Genomic DNA, 20,884 nt, shown 5'->3' with positions numbered 1-20,884 from the left:
GATTATGCGTAGTAAATATCGTCTGGGCGTGGATGCCGGCGGCACCTTTACCGACTTTGTACTGGCCGAGAACGACGGCAACATCCGGGTATTCAAGAGCCCGTCGACTCCCGAGGACGGCACCATTGCCATCCGTAACGGCCTGGGCCAGATTGCCGAGGCCCTGAACAAGCCGGTGAGTCAGATAGTGCAGGAATGCGATCTGTGCATCAACGGCACCACAGTTGCGCTGAACGCCCTGATTGAAAAGAAGGGGGTCAAGGTGGGCCTGCTGTGCAGCACCGGCCATGAAGACAGCATAGAGATACGCCTGGGTCACAAGGAAGAGGGGTATCGTTACGAGGCCGACTTCCCGCCGGCGCACATGATAGTGCCGCGGCATCTGCGTCGGGGTATCGATGGACGCTTTCTGGCCGACGGCACAGAGCACAGCCCGCTCAACGAAGAGCAGATCCGCGAGGCGGTGGCTTGTTTCAAGGAGCAAGGCGTCGAAAGTGTGGCCATCTCCTTCCTGTGGGCGGTGCGTAACCCGGCCCACGAGCGGCGTGCCAAGGAGCTGGTTGAGCAGCTGATGCCCGGGGTCTTCGTGTGTACCGGCAGTGAGGTGTATCCGCAGATCCGCGAATACACCCGTACCTCCACCACCGTTGTCAACGCCTACCTGAGCCCGGTCATGCGCCGTTATGTGGAGCGTATCGACGATTACTTCAAGAGCCTGGGCGCCAAGTATCCGGTGCGTTATTTCCAGTCCAACGGCGGTCTGGCCATCGGCGAGGCCATGCAGGGGCGGGCGGTCAATGCCATCAACTCGGGTCCGGCCTCGGCGCCCCAGGCCGGCTTGTATGTCGCCAAACCCTTCGGTATCGAGAACGTGATCACCGTCGACATGGGCGGCACCTCATTCGACATCACCCTGACCAAGGACAGTCAGACCAACCTGAGCAAGGACATCGACTTCTTGCGTTACCGTATCGGCGTGCCCATGATCCAGGTGGAAACCCTGGGTGCCGGCGGCGGCTCCATCTGTCAGGTGGACGAATTCGGCATGCTGCAGGTGGGCCCCGAAAGTGCGGGCGCCACCCCGGGCCCGGTGTGCTACGGCAAGGGCGGCACCCGACCGACGGTGACCGATGCCAACCTGGTGCTCGGCTACCTGAACCCGGACGCCGTGCTGGGCGGCACCATCCGACTGGATCGGGAGGCGGCCTGGCAGGCGGTGAAAACCCAGGTGGCCGATCCGCTCGGCATCAGTGTGGAAAAGGCCGCCTACGGCATCAGCACCATCGTCAACCTGAATATGGTCAACGGTATTCGCCGGGTATCCATCGAGCGGGGCTATGACCCCCGTGATTTCGCCCTGATCTGCGCAGGTGGCGCCTCCGGCATGCACATTACCGCCCTGGCCGAGGAAATCGGCAGCCGTACCGTGCTGGTGCCCAAGGTGGCCTCGGTATTCTGCGCCTTCGGCCAGATCATCTCGGACGTACGCTACAACTATCTGGCCTCGGAGCCCATGCCCATCCACCGGGAAGCGGAGCTGAAATTCCTCAACGAGCGCTTTCACGAGCTGGAAAGCCAGGGCACCGAGCATCTGCTGGCCGATGGCTTCAGGCTTGGCGATATCAGCCTGTCGCGCAGCGTGGAAATGCGTTATCAGGGTCAGATCCACGAGTGTCCGGTGGAGATCCCCGGTGGCAAGATCACCCCGGAGACGGTGGATGTCATGCTGGAGGCTTTCCACCAGCGGCACGAAGAGCTGTATACCTACAGCGAGCCGAACAACCCGGTGGAGCTGGTGAACATCGAATCCACCCTCACCGGCAAGGTGAGCAAGCCACCGGTGCAACAATTGGATGCCGCCGGCCATACCCTGACCGACGCCCTGGTGGGTCACAGGCCCATGTTGTTCGATGCCGACGGCCACTGGATTGAAACCGGCGTCTACAGCGGCGAACGGCTCGACGTGGGGCTGGAGATCATGGGCCCGGCGGTGGTGGAAGAGCCGACCACCAACATAGTGGTGCGCCCCGGCTGGTGCCTGGTGCTGGAGCCCAACAACTGCTACCGGCTGACCCGCCTCAAGTAAAAGCGCGATAAGACTTTAGTCACACGTGCCTTGTGAGCACCGCCGGGCCCGGTTTATCATGGGACCGGCGGTTTTTTTAGCTGCCGTCACGCAAAGGAATTGCGAGGAAGCTCATATGCACTCTTGTCATCAGACCACCCTGTTGCCGATGGCCGAACGGCAAGATTACTGGAAAGGCGTTATCGGCAGCACCTATTTCGATATGGCCCTGCGCTTCAACCAGCAGGAGCGTTTTTTCGGACAGCTGTGGCGCTGGGAAGTGCCGCCGTTCAGCATTTCTTTTCTCAGCAGCTCGCCCACCTGTTATCAACGGCTGAAACAGCATATCCATCAGCACGAAGATCACCATTATCTGATCACCATACCCGAACAGAGTGAGGTCAGCTTCAGCCAGGATCGGCGCAGCGTGCGCTGCCGCCCGGGGGCTTTTATCCTCGAACGCAGCGACAAGCCCTATGAGTTCGAATACGGCCGGGACAATAGCCTGTGGGTGCTGCGGGTGCCGGGTTCCTTGCTGCGTTCGCGCCTGCGCCTACCCGAACGTTACCTGTTTGCCGAGTTCGACCGCAGCCAGGGCCTGGGCGCGGTATTTTTTGATTACTTCCGCAGCATCACCAACCAGGTTGCCTATCTCGACGATCAACAGACGGCGGTGCTGCTGCGTCAGCTGATCGAACTGTTTTCGCTGGCGGTCGAGGGCGATGAACGGGCCATCGCCAGTGAAGACAGCAGCTTGCGCCAGGTGCATGTGCAGCGGGTGGAGCAGTATATCCGCCAGCATATCCGCAGTTCCCAGCTGTCGCCGGAGAGCATCGCTCATGCTTGCGGGATCTCGGTTCGCTACCTGCACAAGCTGTTCGAAGGCGCCGAGCTGAGCGTGGGCCAGTGGATCAAGGAAATCCGCCTGCAGTCGGCGCTGGCCGACATCAGGCAGCCCGGTGGCCGGCGTACCCTGGCGGATATCGCCTATAAATGGGGCTTCAACGACCAGGCCCATTTCTGCCGGTGTTTCAAGACCCGCTTTGGGATCACGCCCAAGCAGGCCAGGCAGGAGGGTTAATCCTCGGCCCGGCGAGCCAGCAAGGCGCTCAGGCGCGGCGGCAGCATAGCGAGCAGTCGTTCGGTCAGTCGCCGCTGGTGGCGCTGCCAGAAGATGCCGAGTCCCATCACCGCCAGGCCAATGGCCGTCAGCGCCAGCGGGAACAGCAGGCTGTCGGCAAATACCTCCCAGGCCAGATATCCCAGATACCAGGCGGTGCCCAGGCCGCCGAGCCCGACCAGGATACGTCGTACCAACAGGGTGCCGAGCAGGATCATCAGCAGGTTGCCCACCAGATACTCGGGGCCGGGTTCATTGCCGCCCAGCTGGAGCAGGCTCAGCCCGGCCCAGAAAGTGGTGCCCCCCCAGAGATACAGCCAGAAGGCAAAGTCCTGGCGTGAGTCGTTGGCCAGCTCGATCCGGATGGCGGCCATCGTCATCAGCAATCCACACCAGAGCGAGGCCCACTGTTGAACCTCCGGGCGTTCGTCCAGCAACCAGCCGCTGGTGTCGAGAACGAGAAACCAGAGGGTGGCGGCCAGGGGTAACATTAGCAAGGGCAGCCGGTAACGCCACAGCATGATGGCGGCAACGGCCAGGGTCGCCAGTTCCAGGGAAAGTGGGCGCCAGTGGCCCGATCCGAATAACATCGGATAAGGACCACCGGGCTCCCACCAGCCCTGGGCATATTGCCAACCGTAGAGGGTGAGGGGAGTGAGCACCACGACCAGAACGGCACAGATACCCGTCGGGATAAACAGACGGCGGGCCCTGAACCACTCGGTCAGTCCCAGGCCGGCGAGGGCGTACAACAGGCCTGTTGTTACCAGCGCCCAGCCCCCGAATTGTTGCCAGCCCAGGGTCATGAACAGACTCATGGCGCCGATGGCCATCAGCCCGCCCAGGTAGTAGAGAATATGGGAAAACTGAAACCGGGTCTGCCGCGGGTCCTGGGCCGTTAAAAAACGCCACAGGGGCTCGACCTGCTCCGGTCGCAGCAGCCCCCGGTCGGCGGCGCGCTTCAGCTTGTGTTTATCCAGATGCATAGGGTCGGGTCCTGCGTTGTCACCCGGGTCCGAGTGTGTCTGCTTTGCTGCTTTGTCGAGCGATATGCGCCAGCATGAGCTCCAGCTCGTTGCGGATATAGCGGGGGTCGATGCAGCGCGCGAGATTATCATTGATATAGTGCACAAAGTTGGCCGCCGCATAGGGCAGCCGCCGGTTTTTGTGACACACCAGATACCAGTGGCTGTGAAGCGGGAATTCCTCCAGGGGCAGCACGGCCACCTGCTGTTGCCCCTCGGCCAGGGTATGCTCGGACAGCACCGCCAACCCCAGCCCCTGCTCCACGCTCATGCGGATCACCTCGTTGCTTTCAATCTGCATCAGTTTGGTCAGCTGCAGGTTGCGCTCCCGGAGCCATTCTTCAAACACCATACGGGTGGCGCTGCCGGGCTCGCGCAGCAAAAAACGTTCCTGCAGCAGATCGCTAAAGCGGCCCGGTGGGCGGCGGGCGGCCCAATGATCAGATGGCGCTATCAACACCAGCGGGTTACGGATAAAGCGGCCGTTCAGGGTGTGCTCTCCCGCCGGCGGATGACTGAACAGGTACAGGTCGTCCTGCTGGTGCTGGTGGCGCTGCAGGATATGACCCCGATTACCCACATGAATGGTCACCTCTATACCGGGAAACTGGCGGTTAAAGGGGCCCAGCAGGCGGGGCAGTATGTACTTGGCGGTGGTCACCACACCGATGCTGAAGTTGCCGCGAATGCCCTGACGGGCATCGACCAGGAAACTGTCGAAATCCTCGAAGCGGGTCAGCGCGTCCAGGGCCGCATGATACAGCTCGGTGCCGACCAGGGTCGGTTTGAGCCGGTTATCCTGAATGTCGATCAGGGGTTCACCGACCGCTTCGCCCAGGCGTTTCAGTTGTTGGGATACGGTCGGCTGGGTCAGGTGCAGCTGGCGCGCAGCCTGGGAAACGGAGCCCAGTCGGACCACTGCAACATAGACCTGCAACAGGCGGAAGGTGAGATGACGAATGTTCATAGATAATTGTCTATGCTGGTTGCTGTTAACATTTATTGGTAACTATACTCCGTGATCCGCACAATGTCGCCATCACAACGTCTGCCGGCCTTCGGGCCCGTCGATGAACAAGCGAATTGATGAACAGTGGGGAGAGGTTATGCCGGATGTGGTCGTGGCGTTTTTTGCATTGGGGGTGGCGGCGGGGCTCGCCAAGTCGGATTTAAAGGTTCCGCAGGCGGCCTACGATACCCTGAGTATATTGCTGATGCTGACCATCGGCTTCAAGGGGGGGCTGGCTCTGCATGGCCATATGAGCTGGCGGTTGGTACCCGAACTGCTGATGATTGCCGGACTCGGCGTGCTGATCCCGCTGCTGTGTTATCCCCTGTGCCGCCGGTTGCTGCGCCTGAACTCGGCCAACAGTGCCAGTATCGCCGCCCATTACGGTTCGGTCAGTGCCGGTACCTTTGCCGTGGCCCTGGCCTATGCAGAAAGTCGGAGCATGACCATAGCTCCCCAGACCACCCTCTATCTGGTGCTGCTGGAACTGCCCGCCATTGTGGTGGCCATCTATCTGTACAAACGGTTGGCAGGACAGGGAGTCATGGCGTCCAATGGCCATATCTGGCATGAGGCCCTGACCAGCCGGGGCGTGGTGCTGCTGGCCGGCGGGGTGCTGATCGGCTATTTTTACGGGCCCGAGGCAGCGCCGGTCAGTACCCTGTTCCTGACCGCGTTCAAGGGCCTGCTGGCGCTGTTTTTGCTGGAGATGGGGTTGTGCGCCGCCAAGGCCCTGAGCCCGGTGCCCTGGCATCACTGGCGGCTGATGCTGTTTGCCGTCCTTGCGCCCCTGACCCTGTCATTGCTGGGCATCATGGCCAGTGCCGCATTGGGTCTGCCTTTGGGCACGGCATTGATATTGACCGCTCTGACCGCCAGCGCCTCCTATATAGCGGCACCGGCCGCCATCGGCGGGGCGATAAAAGAAGCAGATATCGGCCTGGCGATGCTGGCAGCACTAGCGGTGACTTTCCCCTTTAATGTTATACTGGGGGTCCCCCTGTACCACCAAATCTTGAATGTTGTTTACTAGGAGTTGTCATGCAAGCAAAAGTCGCCGTCATCATGGGCTCGAAAAGTGATTGGCCCACCATGCAGGCCGCCGCAGAAATCATGGATAAACTGCAGGTGTCTTATGTCGTGGACGTGGTGTCGGCCCACAGGACCCCGGACAAACTGATGCAATTCGGCGAGCAGGCGGTTGACCGCGGCTTTGAAGTGATCATCGCCGGTGCCGGCGGCGCCGCCCACCTGCCGGGCATGGTTGCCGCCAAGACTCGTCTGCCGGTGCTGGGCGTCCCTGTGCAGAGCAAGGCATTGAGCGGTATGGACAGCCTGCTGTCCATCGTGCAGATGCCCAAGGGCATTGCCGTAGGCACCCTGGCCATTGGCACCGCTGGTGCCTTCAATGCCGGCTTGCTGGCCTGTCAGATCCTGGCTAATAACGATCCGGAGCTGGCCAGCCGCCTGGAAGCCTTCCGTAAAGAGCAGACCGATGCCGTGCTGGAGCAGGCTGACCCCCGGGAGGAAGCATGAGTCGTATCTGGGTACTGGGTGCCGGCCAGCTGGGCCAGATGCTGGTTCATGCGGGCATGCCACTGGATTTGCAGGTTTGTCCTGTTGATATCGAATCGCAGGATACCCTGCCGTTGCAACCCCACGAGCAGGTGACCGCCGAACGGGAGCAATGGCCCGATACCCCGGCGACCCGCCAGCTGGCCAGCCACCCGGGCTTTGTCAACCTGGGGACCTTTCCCACCCTGGCCGATCGTTTCACTCAGAAGAGCCTGATCGACCAGCTGGATCTCGCCACCGCGCCTTGGCGTCTGGTTGAAGGCGAGATGGATGCCGCCGAGCTGCACCAGGCGCTGGGCGAGCGGGTGCTGCTCAAGCGCCGCAGCGGCGGTTATGACGGCCGTGGCCAGCATTGGCTGAAGGCCGCCGAGCAATCCGAGGTACCCGACGGCTGGCATGACCACTGCATTGCCGAGCAGGCCATCAACTTCGATGAAGAAGTGTCCTTGGTCGGCATGCGGGGTGATGATGGCCGGTGCTTTTTCTATCCGCTGACCCTTAACCTGCATGTCAACGGCATATTGCTGGCGTCAGTTGCGCCTCTGGCCCGGCTGGCTGGCCTACAGGCTGAAGCCGAGCAGATGCTGGGCAAGCTGATGGACTCCCTCGACTATGTGGGGGTGATGGCCATGGAATGTTTCCGGGTTGGCGATCACCTGCTGATCAACGAGCTGGCGCCCCGGGTGCACAACAGCGGGCACTGGACCCAGGCCGGCGCCAACGTCAGCCAGTTCGAAAGCCATCTGCGGGCCGTGGCGGGTTTACCGCTGGTCACCCCTGCGGTGAAAAATACCTGTTTCATGGTCAACCTGGTCGGCGTGGAGCGGGACAACGCCTGGCTGTCGGTGCCCGGCGCCGAGCTGTACTGGTACGGCAAGGAAGTCCGTCCCGGCCGCAAGGTAGGGCATATCAACTTCTGCCTGGGCACTACTGCCGAAATCAAACAGGCCCTCGCGCAGCTGGAGCCCCTGCTGCCGGACAACTACGGCGAAGTACTGGCCTGGATCGGTAACGAACTGGCCTGATGCCACCGGTTGCCCGGCCGCGCCCGGGCAATCTCTTTCCTCCTGCAAACATCATATCGTTGTCATCTTGCACCGCTTGTATTCTGCTATCTTTATGAGGCTTTTTCACTTGCGGGAGACGGGAAGATGGCTGCGAAAAAAATTCTGATGCTGGTGGGCGACTACGTCGAGGACTACGAAGTCATGGTGCCGTTTCAGGCACTCTCTATGGTCGGCCATCAGGTGCATGCGGTATGTCCCGATAAACAGGCCGGGGAGCAGGTACGGACCGCCATCCACGACTTCGAAGGCGATCAGACCTACAGCGAAAAGCGTGGCCACAACTTTACCCTTAATGCCAATTTCAACGAGATTCAGGAAGCGGAGTATGACGCCCTGCTGGTGCCGGGCGGACGTTCTCCGGAATATCTGCGTCTTAACCCCAGGGTGCTGGAGATGGTGCGCCATTTTGCCGATGCCGATAAACCCATTGCCGCCGTCTGCCATGGTCCCCAGTTGCTGGCCGCCGCCGGCGTGCTCAAGGGCAAGTGCTGCTCTGCCTATCCGGCGGCGGGCCCTGAAGTGGCGTTGGCCGGCGGTGAATGGATGGATATCCCGGTGGATCAGGTACATGTCGACGGCAACCTGGTCACGGCGCCCGCCTGGCCCGCGCACCCGGCCTGGCTGGCGGCCTTTTTACAGGTATTGGGGACCCGAGTTACCCTCTGATGCCGTTGCCTCCCACCGTACCGGGTGGGAGGGTAACAGTTCTTTCAGCCCCATAGGCATGTTGCCCGGCCAGGGTTGGCAAAACACCAGACCAGCCTTACCCTGAGCAGGCTTATTCTCATCTTTCGAGGAAATCCCCCCCTTGGCAGTCGCGCCTGAACTCCGTTTTTCCATCCGCTCCTATACCCTGACCGTGAGTGCTCATCATCATGCCTATGCACAGCTGGTGTTGCCGCTGCAGGGACGTATTGATATCGAACTGGCCGGGCAGCGTGGTCGGGTGGGGCCGTCCCGGTGCGTGGTGATCCCGGCGGGGGAACTGCACAGCTTTGCCGCCGAGCAGCAGGCGCGCTTCCTGGTGGTAGATCTGCCGACGCTGCCCGTCGCCATGCAACGGCTCGAGACCCCCTTTGTGGCATTGTCTCCGGGTCTGCAGCGTTACAGCGAATTTGTCGAAACTCAGCTGCAACAGAAAAGCAACCCGGACCTGATCCGGGACATGGGTCGGCTGTTCTACCGGCTGCTGGAGGAGCAGGACTGGCAACCCCGGCTGGACCCGCGCCTGCAGCGGGCGGTACAGCATCTGAAGCAGGATTTGGCACGGACCCCCAGTCTGAGCGAGCTGGCGGCCATCAGCTTCCTGAGCGTCAGCCAGTACAAGACTCTGTTCAAACAACAGCTGGGCATGACTACCGGCCAGTATCTGCAGCAGCTGCGTATGGAAAAGGCCCGCTCGCTGCTGTCTTTTACCGACATGCCCATCGCCATTATCGCCGAACGGGTGGGGTTTCAGAATGCCTCGGCATTCAGCCGCCGTTTTCGTGCCCACTTCGGGCTGTCGCCCCGCCGTTTACGCTAAAAGCATCCGTCCGGGCAAGTCTATCGGCTTCTTGGCACAATTTGTCAGGCCATTAGCTTATACACTCTGCTGCAATATATTCCTATCGAGCAAAGAGTCATGGCCACATTACAAGGGATAATGGCGATCAGCCTGTGGAGCCTGCTGGCGCTGCTGGGTGCCCTCACCACCGCCATTCCGGCTTTTCAGCTGCTTTTTATCTGTTTCAGTGTTTCGACGCTGTTGATGTTTGCAGGGCGGCTGATCCATCGCCGGCCGATGCTGAGTCCGCCCGACCTGAGCCCCGGTCAGTGGCTGGTGGGCATCACCGGCCTGTTTGGCTTTCACTGGTGTTATTTTACCGCCCTGAAGTGGGCGCCGGCGCTGGAAGTCAGCCTGATTGTCTACCTGTGGCCCTTGCTGCTCAGCCTGCTGGTGGCCGGTCGCGGGCGACGGCACCTTGCCGGCCTGGGCAGCCTGCTGGGTTTTGGCGGGGTGGCGGTGCTGATCGCGCCTTCAGGAGATGCTGGCCCGAGTAACGCTGGCCTGGTGGGCTATGGCCTGGCATTGTGTTGTGCGCTGATCTGGGCCGGTTATTCCTGGTATTTGTCTCGCACCAAGGGCAAGGCCGAGGATATCGGCTGGGTGTCGCTGGCGGTGGCCCTGCTGTCGCTGCTGGTGCATCTGGCCACAGAGCAGGGGCACTGGCCGCTTTCGGCCAGGGAGGGACTGGGAGCCCTGCTGTTGGGTCTGGGGCCGGTGGGTGGCGCCTTCTACCTGTGGGATCGGGGTCTGAAGCAGGGCAACCGGCCATTGCTGGCTTCCCTGAGTTTCGGCACGCCGCTGCTGTCGTCCGTGGTGCTGGTGCTGGCGGGAATCAATGACTGGCGACCGGCCACGATTGCGGCCCTGATGCTGGTCATGCTGGGGGCCGGGGTGGCTAATCTCAGGCCGCGTAGGTCGGCGATGCTGAAGGAGGAAGGGGTATCCGGATAATACCGGCTGCCTTTGCCTGTCCTGGCAAGGCAGCCGACGAGGAAAATCCTTAGAGCAACCGGCTGAGGCCAACCATCATCAGCGGCAGGGCGAAGAACACGCCGCCGATATAGGCTGCCACATAGCCCTTGTTGCGCTGGGCCTGCATGGCCAGAGTTTCGGCCATGCGCACCGGCACCTGGCGCAGCAAGGGCAATACGTAAATCATGCCGATGGCCAGCAGGTTGAACAGCAGATGCACCAGGGCGATTTGCAGCGCAACCGTTGCCGCGGCACCGTTGATGGCGGTGGCAGCCAGCAGGGCGGTGATGGTGGTACCGATATTGCTGCCCAGGATAAAGGGATACACCTGCTTCAGGGAAAATACACCTGTGCCGGCCAGGGGGACGATCAACGAGGTGGTGGTGGAGGATGACTGCACCAGCACGGTGATCAGGGTGCCGGAGGCCATGCCCGAGGCGGGGCCGCGGCCCACGGCGGTGTGCAGTATGTTCATGGCGCGCCCCACCATCAGGGTGCGCAGTACCTTGCCTATCTGGGTGACCACCAGCAGGATCAGGCCGATGCCGATCAGGATCAGCGCCACGCCGGACCAGATACCGGGCAGCCAGGCCACGCTGGCCTTGAGCATGTCGGAAGCGGGCGAGAGCAGCACCTTCATGAAGTTCATGCCGCTCATGCTGACGCTGGCGTCACTGACCAACAGACCGGCAAGGAACTCGGAAGCGGTGGCCAGAGGGCGGAACAGCAGCTCCAGCGGCAGCAATATGGCCACGGCGAGGATGTTGAAGCTGTCATGCACGGTGGCGGCTGAAAAGGCTCGCCTGAATTCTTCGCCATTGCGAATATGGCCCAGGCTGACCAGGGTGCTGGTGAGCGAGGTGCCGATATTGGCGCCCATTATCATGGGAATGGCGATGGCAATCGGCAGGCCACCGGCGACCATGCCGACGATAATGGAAGTGACTGTGCTGGAGCTCTGGATCAGGGCGGTGGCCACCACCCCGATGATCAACGCGATACCCGGATTGGAGGCGAAGGCAAACAGTTCCTGGGCATTGCTGCCGGCGGCGGCCTTGAAGCCGGAGCCGATGGCGCCTACGGCGGCCAGCAGTACATAAATCAGGAATGAAACCAGCAGCCAGGACAGCCAGCTGGACTGGCTGCGCTCGTTTGCGGTGCCGGGAATGGCGGTGGACTCAAGGTTCATCATGTTTCCTCATTTCTGGATTGGCGGCACTATGCCGAGGAAAGATGACGGTTTTATTACAATGCGACAGTTTTATGACTGTTTTATTGCAGGGCCGGCGTAACAAGGTCCATACGAAGCTATTCCTGTCGCATTAAGTGGGTGGTTTCCGAAGCAGTTGTCATGATGGCGGTGAAAGGGCGTGCTTAACCGCATCCTTGACGGCAGCTGTAACACCGGCGAGTTTGCGATATGCTGCCCCCTTCCATGTAAAGGAAATGAGGATGCGAGTGGAGCCGAGCCGGCCACCGATGACAGCAAAAACCGCCGATCGTTTTTATCGCAACGGGCCGGAGCACGGTGCCGGGCAGGAAACCGATTTTGTGGCGATTAGACGACGCTTTGACTTTCGCAGCATCGAAATCGGGCGCTGGGTGACCCGGCCCGAGCGGGAGCAGGCGGCGGGACTGTTCTATAACGCCCTGTGCGACTTGATGCTGATCCTGCAGGGACCCGAACTGCTGATTTCCCTGCGCGGCAGCCTTTCCCTGCAATACGGCATCGGTGGCCGGCCGGGGGTATCGGCCCACTACAATCCGGCCAGCCGCTGTTTTTCCCTGGCCAAGAATGCCGGGCCCGGCAGCATCGCCCACGAATGGTTTCATGCTTTCGACCACTACCTGGCCGACAAGGCCTTCAGCGGGGTCGGCAAGGGGATATTCGCTTCCAGGGCCTGGCTGGATGAGGCCAGGGCTGTGCCTCATCCGCTCAACGACCTGCTGTTCCAGTGCTTTCAGGCAATCCTGCTGGATAGCAGGGGTGAGCAGCCGAGCGAACTGTTCCATGTCTCTGCCCGGGCCGATCGGCGCCTGGGAACCCTGTATTACAGTCAACCGGAAGAAGTGTGCGCCCGTGCCTTCGAAGCCTTTGTGCAGGATGCGGCCATCAAGAACCGCTTCCTGGTCAGGGGCACCCGGGCGTCGGGCGAGGCGGAGCTGGGCCTGTATCCACAGGGGGAGCAGCGGGAGCGGATCAATGCCGCCTTCGGCCGTTATTTCCATCGGCTGGGCGGGGCACTGCAGCGGCAGGGTTAGCCTGGCCCGAAGCGACCGGAATAACAGGCTGCAGGTACAAGACTACGACGCCGGCCTGACATGACATCAAGGTGGCACGCAATCGACAGTATGCAAACAAGGAAACACGCATGAGCCAGAGCAACGACAACAATCGGGAACAGATCAGGGCCGAGCGTCACCAGCAGCGACAGCAAAAACTGAAAGCGGCGGTCGACGCCAAGATTGCCGAGGCCCGCGACGAGCGAGGTGTGCTGATGGTGATTACCGGCAACGGCAAGGGCAAGAGCACCGCCGGCTTTGGCACTGTGGCGCGGGCCGTGGGCCATGGTAAAAAGGCGGCGGTGGTGCAGTTCATCAAGGGCGGCTGGGAATGTGGCGAACGCAACCTGCTGCAGCAAGTGGGTGTGCCTTTCGTGGTGATGAACACCGGCTTTACCTGGGAAACCCAGAACCGGGAACAGGACATCGCCGCCTGCGAACAGACCTGGCTGCCGGCCGAGCAGATGCTGGCCGACCCGAGCATCGACCTGGTACTGCTGGATGAGCTCACCTATATGGTGGCCTACCATTACCTGGACGTGGAACGGGTGCTGACCGCGCTGAAAAACCGACCCAAACACCAGCACGTGATTATCACCGGTCGTGGCTGCCACAGAGCCATCATCGAACTGGCCGACACAGTGAGCGAGGTGCAGTCAGTCAAGCACGCCTTCGAGGCCGGGGTAAAGGCCCAGCCGGGATTTGATTACTGAGGGCTGTACCGCTGGTGCGGCAACAAAGCGTGATTGAGCCGCAACGCCATACACGCCTTGTGCTGGCAGGCAGCCCGTCCACCACGGCTCAGGGCTGAACGGCCGACAATAACATATGCAGGCTCAGTAGCAGGGAAAGCAGTGCAAACACTTTTCTCAGGCTGGACTCCGGCAGGCGGTGAGAGCAACGAACACCATAAGGGGCTGCCAGCATACTCGCCACCGATAACACCAGGAAAGCGGGCACATACACGTAGCCCAGGGTGTAGGGAACACCTGAGGTGTCTGCCCAGCCGCTGAGCATGTAACCCGCCGCCCCGGCAATGGCAATGGGCAGTCCAATTGCCGCCGAGGTACCCATCGCCTTTTTCATGGTGATGTTTTTGTAGTTCAGATAGGTGATGGCAAGAAAACCGCCACCTACCGCAGCCAGTGCCGATACAGAGCCAATGCCGATCCCTGCGCCCACCAGCCCCGTGGCGGTGAGCCGTGACCGGGGGGCGGAGGGCTGCCAGTTAATGAACATCTGTATCGCGACCAGGGCCATGAACAGGGCGAAAAACAGGGCGATGTAGACGGGAGCGAGATGGGCGGCGAGTTGTGAGGCCAGGAAGGCACCCACCATGATCCCCAGCGCCATACGAGCAACAAGGTGCCACTCTACTGCCTTGCGGGACGCATGGGCCCTGACGCTGGCCGCCGAGGTCAGGATCATGCAGGTTAATGCGGTTCCCAGTGACATGTGAATAACATGCTCAGCCTCAAACCCCTGGTGTGCAAAAATAGCTGCCAGCAGGGGCACCAGAATCCCGCCACCACCCACACCCAGCAAACCTGCCATAAAGCCGACCAGGGTACCCAGCAAGGCATATAGCAACAGCCATTCGATGCTCAGCATGGGGATACCTCAGCGGTGCCTGTTGTGATGAGCAGCCAGCCAGCCTGGTGGGCATGGACCTGGCCCTTGAGTCCGCCGTCGACGGTTTCTCTGGCAACCGGCATGACCCGATAGACAGTGCCGTAATGGGCTTTGACTTCCTCCGCGTCGACCGAAAATGGCGGACCGGCAAACTCGCTCTGCACGTATTCATAGGTGATCAGTAATTGCGGGGCGGCCAGGGTGATGTTCATCAGGTGCCTAGCATAACGCCTGCGCATGCCGGCGGGGAGGGCGACCAGCGCCGCCCTGTCATAGACGGCATCGACCGGGCTAAGGTATTCCTCGGTCACATCAAAAATATCCCCCACCAGGATGTCGATATTGTCGGCGCTGTAGTGGCGCAGGAGGCCCAATTTCGTGATCTGCGGCGACAGGCCCAGCTCGGCAAACAGCTGGATGATGGCCGTTTCACTCAGTTCTGCGCCCACCACCCGAAACCCCGATTTCAGCAGCCAGGCCAGATCCCGGCTCTTGCCGCACAGGGGCAGAAACACCCGGCTGCCCTGCTGCAGATGCAACCGGCCAAGATGGGCAACCAGCAGTGGATTGGCTTCCCTTTGATGAAAACCAATGTCGCCCGTCTGCCATTTCTCGTGCCAGAAACTTGAATCCATATCCCATTCCCTCTATTCGTCATCGTTAACCTTGTTCACGGCTCCGACGATCAAGCTGTTGTTCCTCTTCATCTCCTGGGCTAGCATACAAATTAAAGTCGACTTTAAGTCAAGTGTCCGCAGATCGGGGAAACAGGATGGATATTGCAGAGGTTGCCAGGGCCTCGGGGCTGCCGGCCTCGACGCTCCGTTATTATGAGGAAAAGGGGCTGATCCACTCCGTTGGCAGGAACGGCTTGCGCCGCCAGTTCGGTGAGCAGGTGATAGAGCGACTGGCGTTAATTACCCTGGGCAGCCGAGTGGGATTTTCGCTGGACGAGATGGCGGACTTGTTCACCGGCCGGCGGCCCGATATTGACAGGGATCTGCTGCTGGCCAAGGCGGACGAGCTGGACAGAAAAATCAACGAGCTGACCGCCATGCGCGATGGTTTGCGTCACGCTGCCGCCTGCAAGGCGCCCAGTCATTTTGAATGTCCGAAGTTTCTACGTATCCTGCGCATCGCCGGCAAAAAGCGGGTGAGGCGGCCGAACAAGCTGAAATAGCGTCGGCTTGGGAGAGGGGATGGATTAGGGGGGATGATTGCGGGATACCCTTAATCAGCAGCGTCCGTGCCGGCTGTCGAGAGGTTTTAATCCGGGAGCAAGATGGAGCACGGCGCACTGCAACTGGGATGTGCGCGCCGCTTGCCGCCCCCGGCCGAGGCGTGCTGCGCCAGGACTCAAGACTGGTGTTCGGCATGACCGGCCTGCCACTGGTGGTACAGTGCGTCAATTCGACCCGAGCACAGCAGCGGCATGGCGGCCTTGAGCTGTTCCAGCGGCCAGTCCCACCAGGCCATTTCCAGCAGCCTGGCGATATCCTGGTCGGGAAAGCGCTTGCGGATGGGCTTTGCCGGGTTGCCGCCGACCAGGGTGTAGGGAGGCACGTCCCCGGTGACCAGTGCCCGGCTGCCGATCACGGCGCCATCACCGATATTGACGCCGGGCATGATCATCGCCTCGGCACCTATCCACACATCGTTGCCCACTATGGTGTCTCCCGCCGGGCGGTAGCCATCGGCCGCGTCGGCGAAGGCCGGCTCTTCATGCATATAAAAGAACGGGAAGCTGCTGATCCAATCGTGGCGATGGCCCTGGTTGCCGGCCATTATAAAGCTGACGCCGGTGCCGATGGAACAGAAGCTGCCGATGACCAGCTTGTCCACGTCATCCCGGTCGGGCATCAGGTAGCGGGCGCAATCATCAAACGAATGGCCGTGGTAATAGCCGGAGTAATAGCTGTAGCGGCCGACCCGGATATTGGGGTTGGTAACCTGCTCAGCGAGGGGAACGCCTCTGAAGGGGCTGCTGAAATAATTGCTCATGGTGCTCTTTCCCTTATTGGTTATTCAAGGCGGTGTGCATTGGTCGTGCATCCCGGCCGCCGTCATACTCGGACAAGTGGATGACGGCTTTATTTCATTTGAGAGCATTCTGAGCATCTGCTACGCAAAAGCAATCGCAACAGGCCGCTCTAGCCGCGCAATGGTGAATAAGGGATGGGGGTATTGCTGGCGCTTTTTTGATTATAAATTGCTATTTTTTAAATAAAAATTCAATATCTTATTGAGGGATGAATTATGGTATAACTTCTCTACTTAAAAGCTCGAAACCTGCCGGAACTTCCCTTGACCAATATTGAACATCTGTTTTTGCTCTCCGGGGTTTTACTGTGTTTGAGTGTGCTGGCCACCCTGTTGTCTGCCCGCTCTGGTATTCCTATCTTATTGATCTTCCTCTTTATCGGCATGTTGGCGGGAGAAAGTGGTCCGGGTGGCATTGAATTTGAGAGTTATTCCCTGGCCTACGGCATTGGTAACCTGGCGCTGGCGATCATCCTGCTCGATGGCGGCATGCGCACCCGCATGGAAACCTTCCGGGTGGGCCTCAAACCGGCCCTCAGCCTGGCCACCCTGGGGGTGCTGATCACCAGTGGGATAACCGGGCTGCTGGCGGTCTGGATACTGGATCTGAGCTGGCTGCACGGCCTGTTGCTCGGAGCCATTGTCGGCTCGACCGATGCGGCGGCGGTGTTTTCCATGCTTAGCGGCAAGGGCGTGCACCTTAACCAGCGGGTCGCCGCTTCCCTGGAGATAGAGTCGGGTACCAACGATCCCATGGCCATCTTCCTGACCCTGACCCTGATTGGCATGATCACCGGCGAGGTGGAAGGGCTGACCGATGCGTTGATCTTCTTGCTGATGCAGTTCGGCATTGGTTCGGTGGCCGGCCTGCTCGGCGGCTGGTTGCTGATACACCTGATCAAGCGGGTGGAACTTGCTGCAGGCCTGTATCCCATTCTGGTCACCGGCTTTGGCCTGGCATTGTTTGCCCTGACCGCCAGCCTGTCGGGCAGCGGTTTCCTGGCCATCTATCTGGCGGGGCTGGTGCTGGGTAATGCCCGCTTGCGGCACATGGAGTCGATCCTGCCGATGTTCGACGGCATGGCCTGGTTGAGCCAGATCGGCCTGTTCCTGGTGCTGGGCCTGCTGATTTCCCCGACGGAGATGTGGGCCATGGCCATTCCCGCCACCCTGATTGCCCTGGCGCTGATTTGTATCGCCCGGCCGCTGGCGGTGCTTACCTCGCTGCTGCCGTTTTTCCGGTTCAACGGGCGCGAGCTGGGCTTTATTTCCTGGGTGGGGCTCAGGGGGGCCGTGCCCATCGTGCTGGCGATATTTCCGCTGATGGCGGGGATCCCCGAAGGCGGCATGCTGTTTAACGTGGCCTTCTTCGTGGTGCTGATCTCCCTGCTGGTGCAGGGCTCCAGCCTGCCGCGGGTAGCCCGGCTGCTGGATCTGGAAGTGCCGCCCGAACCGGCCCCCAAACGGCGCTCCATGCTGGGGATCTTCCCCGAGGATGATTTCGAAATGTTCCTCTACCGGGTCGAGAGCGAATCCATCGATGGCGTAGTAGTACGCCAGCTGACCTTTCCGCCCCATTGCCGGGTGGCGGCGGTATTCAGGGGGGAGTACCTGCTGCCGGCATCGGGCAGCACCCGGTTGGCGCTCAACGATACCCTCTGTGTTATTGGACGCAGCAATCACCTCAAGACCCTTAACAACATGTTCGGCGGCGATCTGGATGCGGCACGCAGCAAGGCCCGCGCCTTCTTTGGCGACTTTATCCTGGATGCCAAGGCCGGTATGCAGGATGTGGCGCTGATGTACGGCGTGGATGTGGATGACAGTGAGGCGGGGCTGACCCTGGAAGCCTTCATGCAGCGCCATAACAGCGGTCATCCAGTAGTCGGGGATCACTTTGCCCGTTACGGTATGGTATGGACGGTGGCTGATGTGGACGGCGATCAAATACTGAAGGTCGGCCTGCGGGAGCAGGAAACCGACAAACCGGGAGACTGACCGCGAAAGTACCGGGGTGGCTTCAGGGTTGGGCGGTAAGCGCCTCCGGATTCACCTGGTTGCCCTCCGTGGGCATACCCCCCTGTTTCAGCTGGTCGAGCCCGCCCCGGTTCACAACTTGGGTATAACCCAGGGCCTGCAGTGCCTCGGTGGCCAGCTGCGAGCGACGGCCGCTGCGGCAATACAGGTTGAGCGGCGTATCCCGGTCCGGGAATCGTTTGCTGACACCTTTGGCTATCTGGGTATGAGGAATATGGATGGCCCCAACCAGGTGCTCCTGCTGATATTCCTCTGTACTGCGCACATCGATCCAGATCTCGTCGCCGGCCCATGCCAGCGAGCTCAGGGTCAAGAGCAAAAGTGCGGATATCCACGAATACATGTTACTTCCTCCGGTTGACGGTAACCCGAGTGTAACCCAGACACCGGCGAAAATTCGATCCGGAATCGGGGGAGGGGAGACAGGGTTTGCCGCAGTCGGGAGCCGGAATCCGGCTCCCGTGGGCATCAGGAAACCAGGTAGGACAGGATCTCTACCACCTGCTCAGGGTGACGGCAGGTGGCCTTGGCGGCTTCGTCCACTTCCTTCAGGGCGTGATCGTGCTCGGCGTCATGCAAGGTGATGATGGGCTTGTCTGATGCCACCGCAAAACCGGCATCGAAGGCGGCATTCCATTGTTTGTACTTGGGTCCGAAACGCACCACCACCAGATCGGCCTGCTTGATGCCGGTCGAGGTGCGGATGCTGTTGATGCCGGACGCCTTGCGATCGCGCCAGAAGGGATCTTCTTCCTGGCCCAGGATATTCACCCCGACCATGTCGCTGGCATCGTGATCGGTGACCGCCGAGCTGAAGCTGACCGGCAGGTTACGCTCTCGGGCACCGGTGATGATGCGCTCGCGCCAGTCGCTGTGGATCTCGCCGGACAGATAGATTTGCCATATTTTTTGAGACATGAAACCCTCTTTATTGTTTACAATTTATTCGATCAATTTAAACAGTTTTAACAGGATAACTCAATCTTTCAAAAAAATCAGCCTATTGCGCCGGAACCAGCCTCAGTAGCTGGCCATTTTCCTCATCGGTCAATACATAGATGGCACCATCACGACCCTGACCGACGGTGCGGATCCGGGCGCCGAGCTCGGTCAGCAGATGGTTTTCCTGGACAATGGTGTCGCCGTCCAGGGTCAGGCGCACCAGCTTGCGGCTTTTGAGCGCACCGATAAACAGCTGGCCTTGCCATTGGGGGAACAGCTTCCCGGTATAAAACAGCATGCCTGAGGGGGCAATCGAGGGCACCCATACCCACAGGGCGTCCTCCATGCCGACCATGCTGCTACCCAGGCCGATCTTGCCGCCGCTGTATTCTTCGCCAAAGGTCACCAGCGGCCAGCCGTAGTTGGCGCCTTTCTTGATGAGGTTGACCTCATCACCGCCCCTGGGACCATGCTCATTGATCCACAGGGCTCCGCTTTGAGGGTGAATGGCCGCGCCCTGTATGTTCCGATGACCGTAGCTCCAGATTTCCGGCAGCGCACCCTCCTGATTGACGAACGGATTATCCTCCGGGACCCGGCCGTCATCGTGCAGGCGGACTATCTTGCCCAGGTGGTTATCCAGCTGCTGGGCCCGGTTGCGGGCATGGTAGCGCTCGCCGGTGGTGATAAACAGGAAGCCGTCCTTGTCGAAGACCAGCCGCGAGCCAAAATGGCCTCGACCACTGAGTTTGGGTTGCTGGGCGAACACCTGTTTTCGGCTGGTCAGGTGGTTTTCAACCAGCCGGGCTCGGGCCACGGCGGTGCCGGCACCGCCCGGGCCCGGCTGGCTATAACTGAAATAGAGCCAGGGATGATTGGCAAAGTCCGGGTGCAGGGCCAGATCCAGCAGGCCACCCTGGCCACCGACGGCGATGCTGGGCAGGCCGCTAATCTCGGTACGTGCCCAGTCGGGACTGATTCGCCACAGCCGGCCGCCCCGTTCGCTGACCAACATGTCACCATTGGGCAGCTCGGCCCATCCCCAGGGATGGGACAAGCGGTCGGCGACCACTTCCACCCGGTAGTCCAGGGCGAGGGCATGCAGGCTGAACAGCAGTAACAGGGCAAGGACAGACCTCATCGGCGGCTCCGTGTGCGGTATCTGACTTAAGGCTAAATGCACAGGCCCGGCGACGCCAGTCGAAGGTCGAAGAAGGCGCCATGGCCGGGACCGGCCATGGCGTAGGGGGTATTACTCGAAATAGGAACAGCAGTAGTCGACCAGGCTGTGCACCTTCAGCTTGAAGATGGCGTTGGCGGGCACATTGAAGGACTCGCCGCCCTTGATGGCCTGCCAGTCTTCGCTGCCGGGCAGCTGAACGTCCAGTTCGCCGGCCAGAATTTCCATCAGCTCGGCGGCCTGGGTATCGAAGGTGTATTCACCGGGCAACATGATGCCCAGGGTCTTGCGGCTGCCATCGGCGAACTTGACTACTCGGCTGGTGACCTTGCCGCCATCGTAGACGTTGGCTTGCTTGATGACGGTGACGTTTTCAAACTGGGACATG

The 20,884-nt window shown here is 60.6% G+C and carries 22 protein-coding genes; 12 read left to right on the top strand and 10 right to left on the bottom strand.

Annotated features, from left to right (window positions below; all coding sequences use genetic code 11):
* The first annotated feature begins 4 nt into the window (after positions 1 to 4).
* The gene (gene capA / locus DCS96_RS06430) at positions 5 to 2,086 is read left to right on the top strand and encodes a caprolactamase subunit alpha (RefSeq protein ID WP_116473486.1); all 2,082 of its coding nucleotides are present in this window, start codon (positions 5 to 7) and stop codon (positions 2,084 to 2,086) included.
* Between the two features lie 115 nt (positions 2,087 to 2,201).
* On the top strand, positions 2,202 to 3,146 hold the full coding sequence (locus DCS96_RS06425; RefSeq protein WP_198649937.1) for an AraC-like ligand-binding domain-containing protein: 945 nt from the start codon (positions 2,202 to 2,204) through the stop codon (positions 3,144 to 3,146).
* Here DCS96_RS06425 and DCS96_RS06420 read toward each other — a convergent pair.
* Together DCS96_RS06420 and DCS96_RS06415 are read right to left on the bottom strand one after the other, a co-directional pair.
* Positions 3,143 to 4,171, bottom strand: a complete 1,029-nt coding sequence (locus DCS96_RS06420; RefSeq protein WP_116473484.1) for a DUF2157 domain-containing protein — start codon at positions 4,169 to 4,171, stop codon at positions 3,143 to 3,145. The two genes, DCS96_RS06425 and DCS96_RS06420, sit on opposite strands and share 4 nt — an antisense overlap.
* 19 nt (positions 4,172 to 4,190) lie before the next feature.
* Positions 4,191 to 5,177 carry a LysR family transcriptional regulator gene (locus DCS96_RS06415; RefSeq protein WP_116473483.1) on the bottom strand — a complete coding sequence of 329 codons (987 nt, stop codon included), beginning with the start codon at positions 5,175 to 5,177 and terminating at the stop codon, positions 4,191 to 4,193.
* Positions 5,178 to 5,280: 103 nt separating this feature from the next.
* Between DCS96_RS06415 and DCS96_RS06410 the strand changes: the two genes are divergently transcribed.
* From DCS96_RS06410 to DCS96_RS06385, 6 genes are all read left to right on the top strand, one after another.
* Positions 5,281 to 6,252, top strand: a complete 972-nt coding sequence (locus DCS96_RS06410; protein WP_232818195.1) for a sodium-dependent bicarbonate transport family permease — start codon at positions 5,281 to 5,283, stop codon at positions 6,250 to 6,252.
* Positions 6,253 to 6,260: 8 nt separating this feature from the next.
* Positions 6,261 to 6,755, top strand: coding sequence for a 5-(carboxyamino)imidazole ribonucleotide mutase (gene purE / locus DCS96_RS06405; RefSeq protein ID WP_116473481.1), 495 nt, complete (start codon positions 6,261 to 6,263; stop codon positions 6,753 to 6,755).
* On the top strand, positions 6,752 to 7,819 hold the full coding sequence (purK, locus tag DCS96_RS06400; RefSeq protein ID WP_116473480.1) for a 5-(carboxyamino)imidazole ribonucleotide synthase: 1,068 nt from the start codon (positions 6,752 to 6,754) through the stop codon (positions 7,817 to 7,819). Before purE ends, purK begins: the two co-directional genes overlap by 4 nt.
* Positions 7,820 to 7,945: 126 nt before the next feature.
* Positions 7,946 to 8,527, top strand: a complete 582-nt coding sequence (locus tag DCS96_RS06395) for a DJ-1/PfpI family protein (protein ID WP_116473479.1) — start codon at positions 7,946 to 7,948, stop codon at positions 8,525 to 8,527.
* Between the two features lie 142 nt (positions 8,528 to 8,669).
* Positions 8,670 to 9,386 carry a helix-turn-helix domain-containing protein gene (locus DCS96_RS06390; protein WP_116473478.1) on the top strand — a complete coding sequence of 239 codons (717 nt, stop codon included), beginning with the start codon at positions 8,670 to 8,672 and terminating at the stop codon, positions 9,384 to 9,386.
* A gap of 99 nt (positions 9,387 to 9,485) precedes the next feature.
* Positions 9,486 to 10,361 (top strand): DMT family transporter, encoded by an 876-nt coding sequence (locus DCS96_RS06385; RefSeq protein WP_116473477.1) that lies wholly within the window; start codon positions 9,486 to 9,488, stop codon positions 10,359 to 10,361.
* 49 nt (positions 10,362 to 10,410) lie between these two features.
* Here the strand turns inward: DCS96_RS06385 and DCS96_RS06380 are convergent, their stop codons facing one another.
* Complete coding sequence (locus DCS96_RS06380) at positions 10,411 to 11,571, bottom strand: Na/Pi symporter (protein ID WP_116473476.1); 1,161 nt, start codon at positions 11,569 to 11,571, stop codon at positions 10,411 to 10,413.
* A 263-nt stretch (positions 11,572 to 11,834) separates the two neighbouring features.
* Between DCS96_RS06380 and DCS96_RS06375 the strand changes: the two genes are divergently transcribed.
* Together DCS96_RS06375 and cobO are read left to right on the top strand one after the other, a co-directional pair.
* On the top strand, positions 11,835 to 12,644 hold the full coding sequence (locus tag DCS96_RS06375) for a CLCA_X family protein (RefSeq protein ID WP_232818194.1): 810 nt from the start codon (positions 11,835 to 11,837) through the stop codon (positions 12,642 to 12,644).
* Positions 12,645 to 12,754: 110 nt separating this feature from the next.
* Positions 12,755 to 13,378: a cob(I)yrinic acid a,c-diamide adenosyltransferase gene (gene cobO, locus DCS96_RS06370; RefSeq protein WP_116473474.1), complete on the top strand. Its 624-nt coding sequence runs from the start codon at positions 12,755 to 12,757 to the stop codon at positions 13,376 to 13,378.
* Positions 13,379 to 13,466: 88 nt separating this feature from the next.
* Here cobO and DCS96_RS06365 read toward each other — a convergent pair whose 3' ends face one another.
* Together DCS96_RS06365 and tmpT are read right to left on the bottom strand one after the other, a co-directional pair.
* Positions 13,467 to 14,276, bottom strand: a complete 810-nt coding sequence (locus tag DCS96_RS06365) for a sulfite exporter TauE/SafE family protein (RefSeq protein ID WP_116473473.1) — start codon at positions 14,274 to 14,276, stop codon at positions 13,467 to 13,469.
* Entirely contained in the window at positions 14,270 to 14,932 is a 663-nt protein-coding gene (gene tmpT / locus DCS96_RS06360) for a thiopurine S-methyltransferase (RefSeq protein WP_116473472.1), read from the bottom strand. Before tmpT ends, DCS96_RS06365 begins: the two co-directional genes overlap by 7 nt.
* Positions 14,933 to 15,069: 137 nt before the next feature.
* Here tmpT and DCS96_RS06355 point away from each other — a divergent pair, with 137 nt between their 5' ends.
* A complete protein-coding gene (locus tag DCS96_RS06355) occupies positions 15,070 to 15,477 on the top strand; it encodes a helix-turn-helix domain-containing protein (RefSeq protein WP_116473471.1) in 408 nt (135 codons plus the stop codon).
* A 176-nt stretch (positions 15,478 to 15,653) separates the two neighbouring features.
* Here the strand turns inward: DCS96_RS06355 and catB are convergent, their stop codons facing one another.
* The gene (gene catB / locus DCS96_RS06350) at positions 15,654 to 16,298 is read right to left on the bottom strand and encodes a type B chloramphenicol O-acetyltransferase (protein ID WP_116473470.1); all 645 of its coding nucleotides are present in this window, start codon (positions 16,296 to 16,298) and stop codon (positions 15,654 to 15,656) included.
* Between the two features lie 303 nt (positions 16,299 to 16,601).
* Here catB and DCS96_RS06340 point away from each other — a divergent pair, with 303 nt between their 5' ends.
* Positions 16,602 to 18,335 carry a potassium/proton antiporter gene (locus DCS96_RS06340; protein ID WP_116473468.1) on the top strand — a complete coding sequence of 578 codons (1,734 nt, stop codon included), beginning with the start codon at positions 16,602 to 16,604 and terminating at the stop codon, positions 18,333 to 18,335.
* Positions 18,336 to 18,357: 22 nt separating this feature from the next.
* Here DCS96_RS06340 and DCS96_RS06335 read toward each other — a convergent pair whose 3' ends face one another.
* The 4 genes from DCS96_RS06335 to ppnP form a co-directional block, all read right to left on the bottom strand.
* Positions 18,358 to 18,717: a rhodanese-like domain-containing protein gene (locus DCS96_RS06335; protein WP_116473467.1), complete on the bottom strand. Its 360-nt coding sequence runs from the start codon at positions 18,715 to 18,717 to the stop codon at positions 18,358 to 18,360.
* A gap of 125 nt (positions 18,718 to 18,842) precedes the next feature.
* The gene (locus DCS96_RS06330; RefSeq protein WP_116473466.1) at positions 18,843 to 19,292 is read right to left on the bottom strand and encodes a YtoQ family protein; all 450 of its coding nucleotides are present in this window, start codon (positions 19,290 to 19,292) and stop codon (positions 18,843 to 18,845) included.
* Positions 19,293 to 19,374: 82 nt separating this feature from the next.
* Complete coding sequence (locus tag DCS96_RS06325; protein WP_116473465.1) at positions 19,375 to 20,457, bottom strand: PQQ-dependent sugar dehydrogenase; 1,083 nt, start codon at positions 20,455 to 20,457, stop codon at positions 19,375 to 19,377.
* A gap of 111 nt (positions 20,458 to 20,568) precedes the next feature.
* Entirely contained in the window at positions 20,569 to 20,883 is a 315-nt protein-coding gene (ppnP, locus tag DCS96_RS06320) for a pyrimidine/purine nucleoside phosphorylase (protein ID WP_116473464.1), read from the bottom strand.
* Position 20,884 lies beyond the last annotated feature (1 nt).

Origin of the sequence: Zobellella maritima (genome assembly GCF_003075035.1) — a bacterium.
GTDB lineage: Bacteria > Pseudomonadota > Gammaproteobacteria > Enterobacterales > Aeromonadaceae > Oceanimonas > Oceanimonas maritima.
The sequence above is the reverse complement of the archived record's forward strand: the minus strand, read 5'-3'. Positions and strand labels throughout refer to the sequence as shown.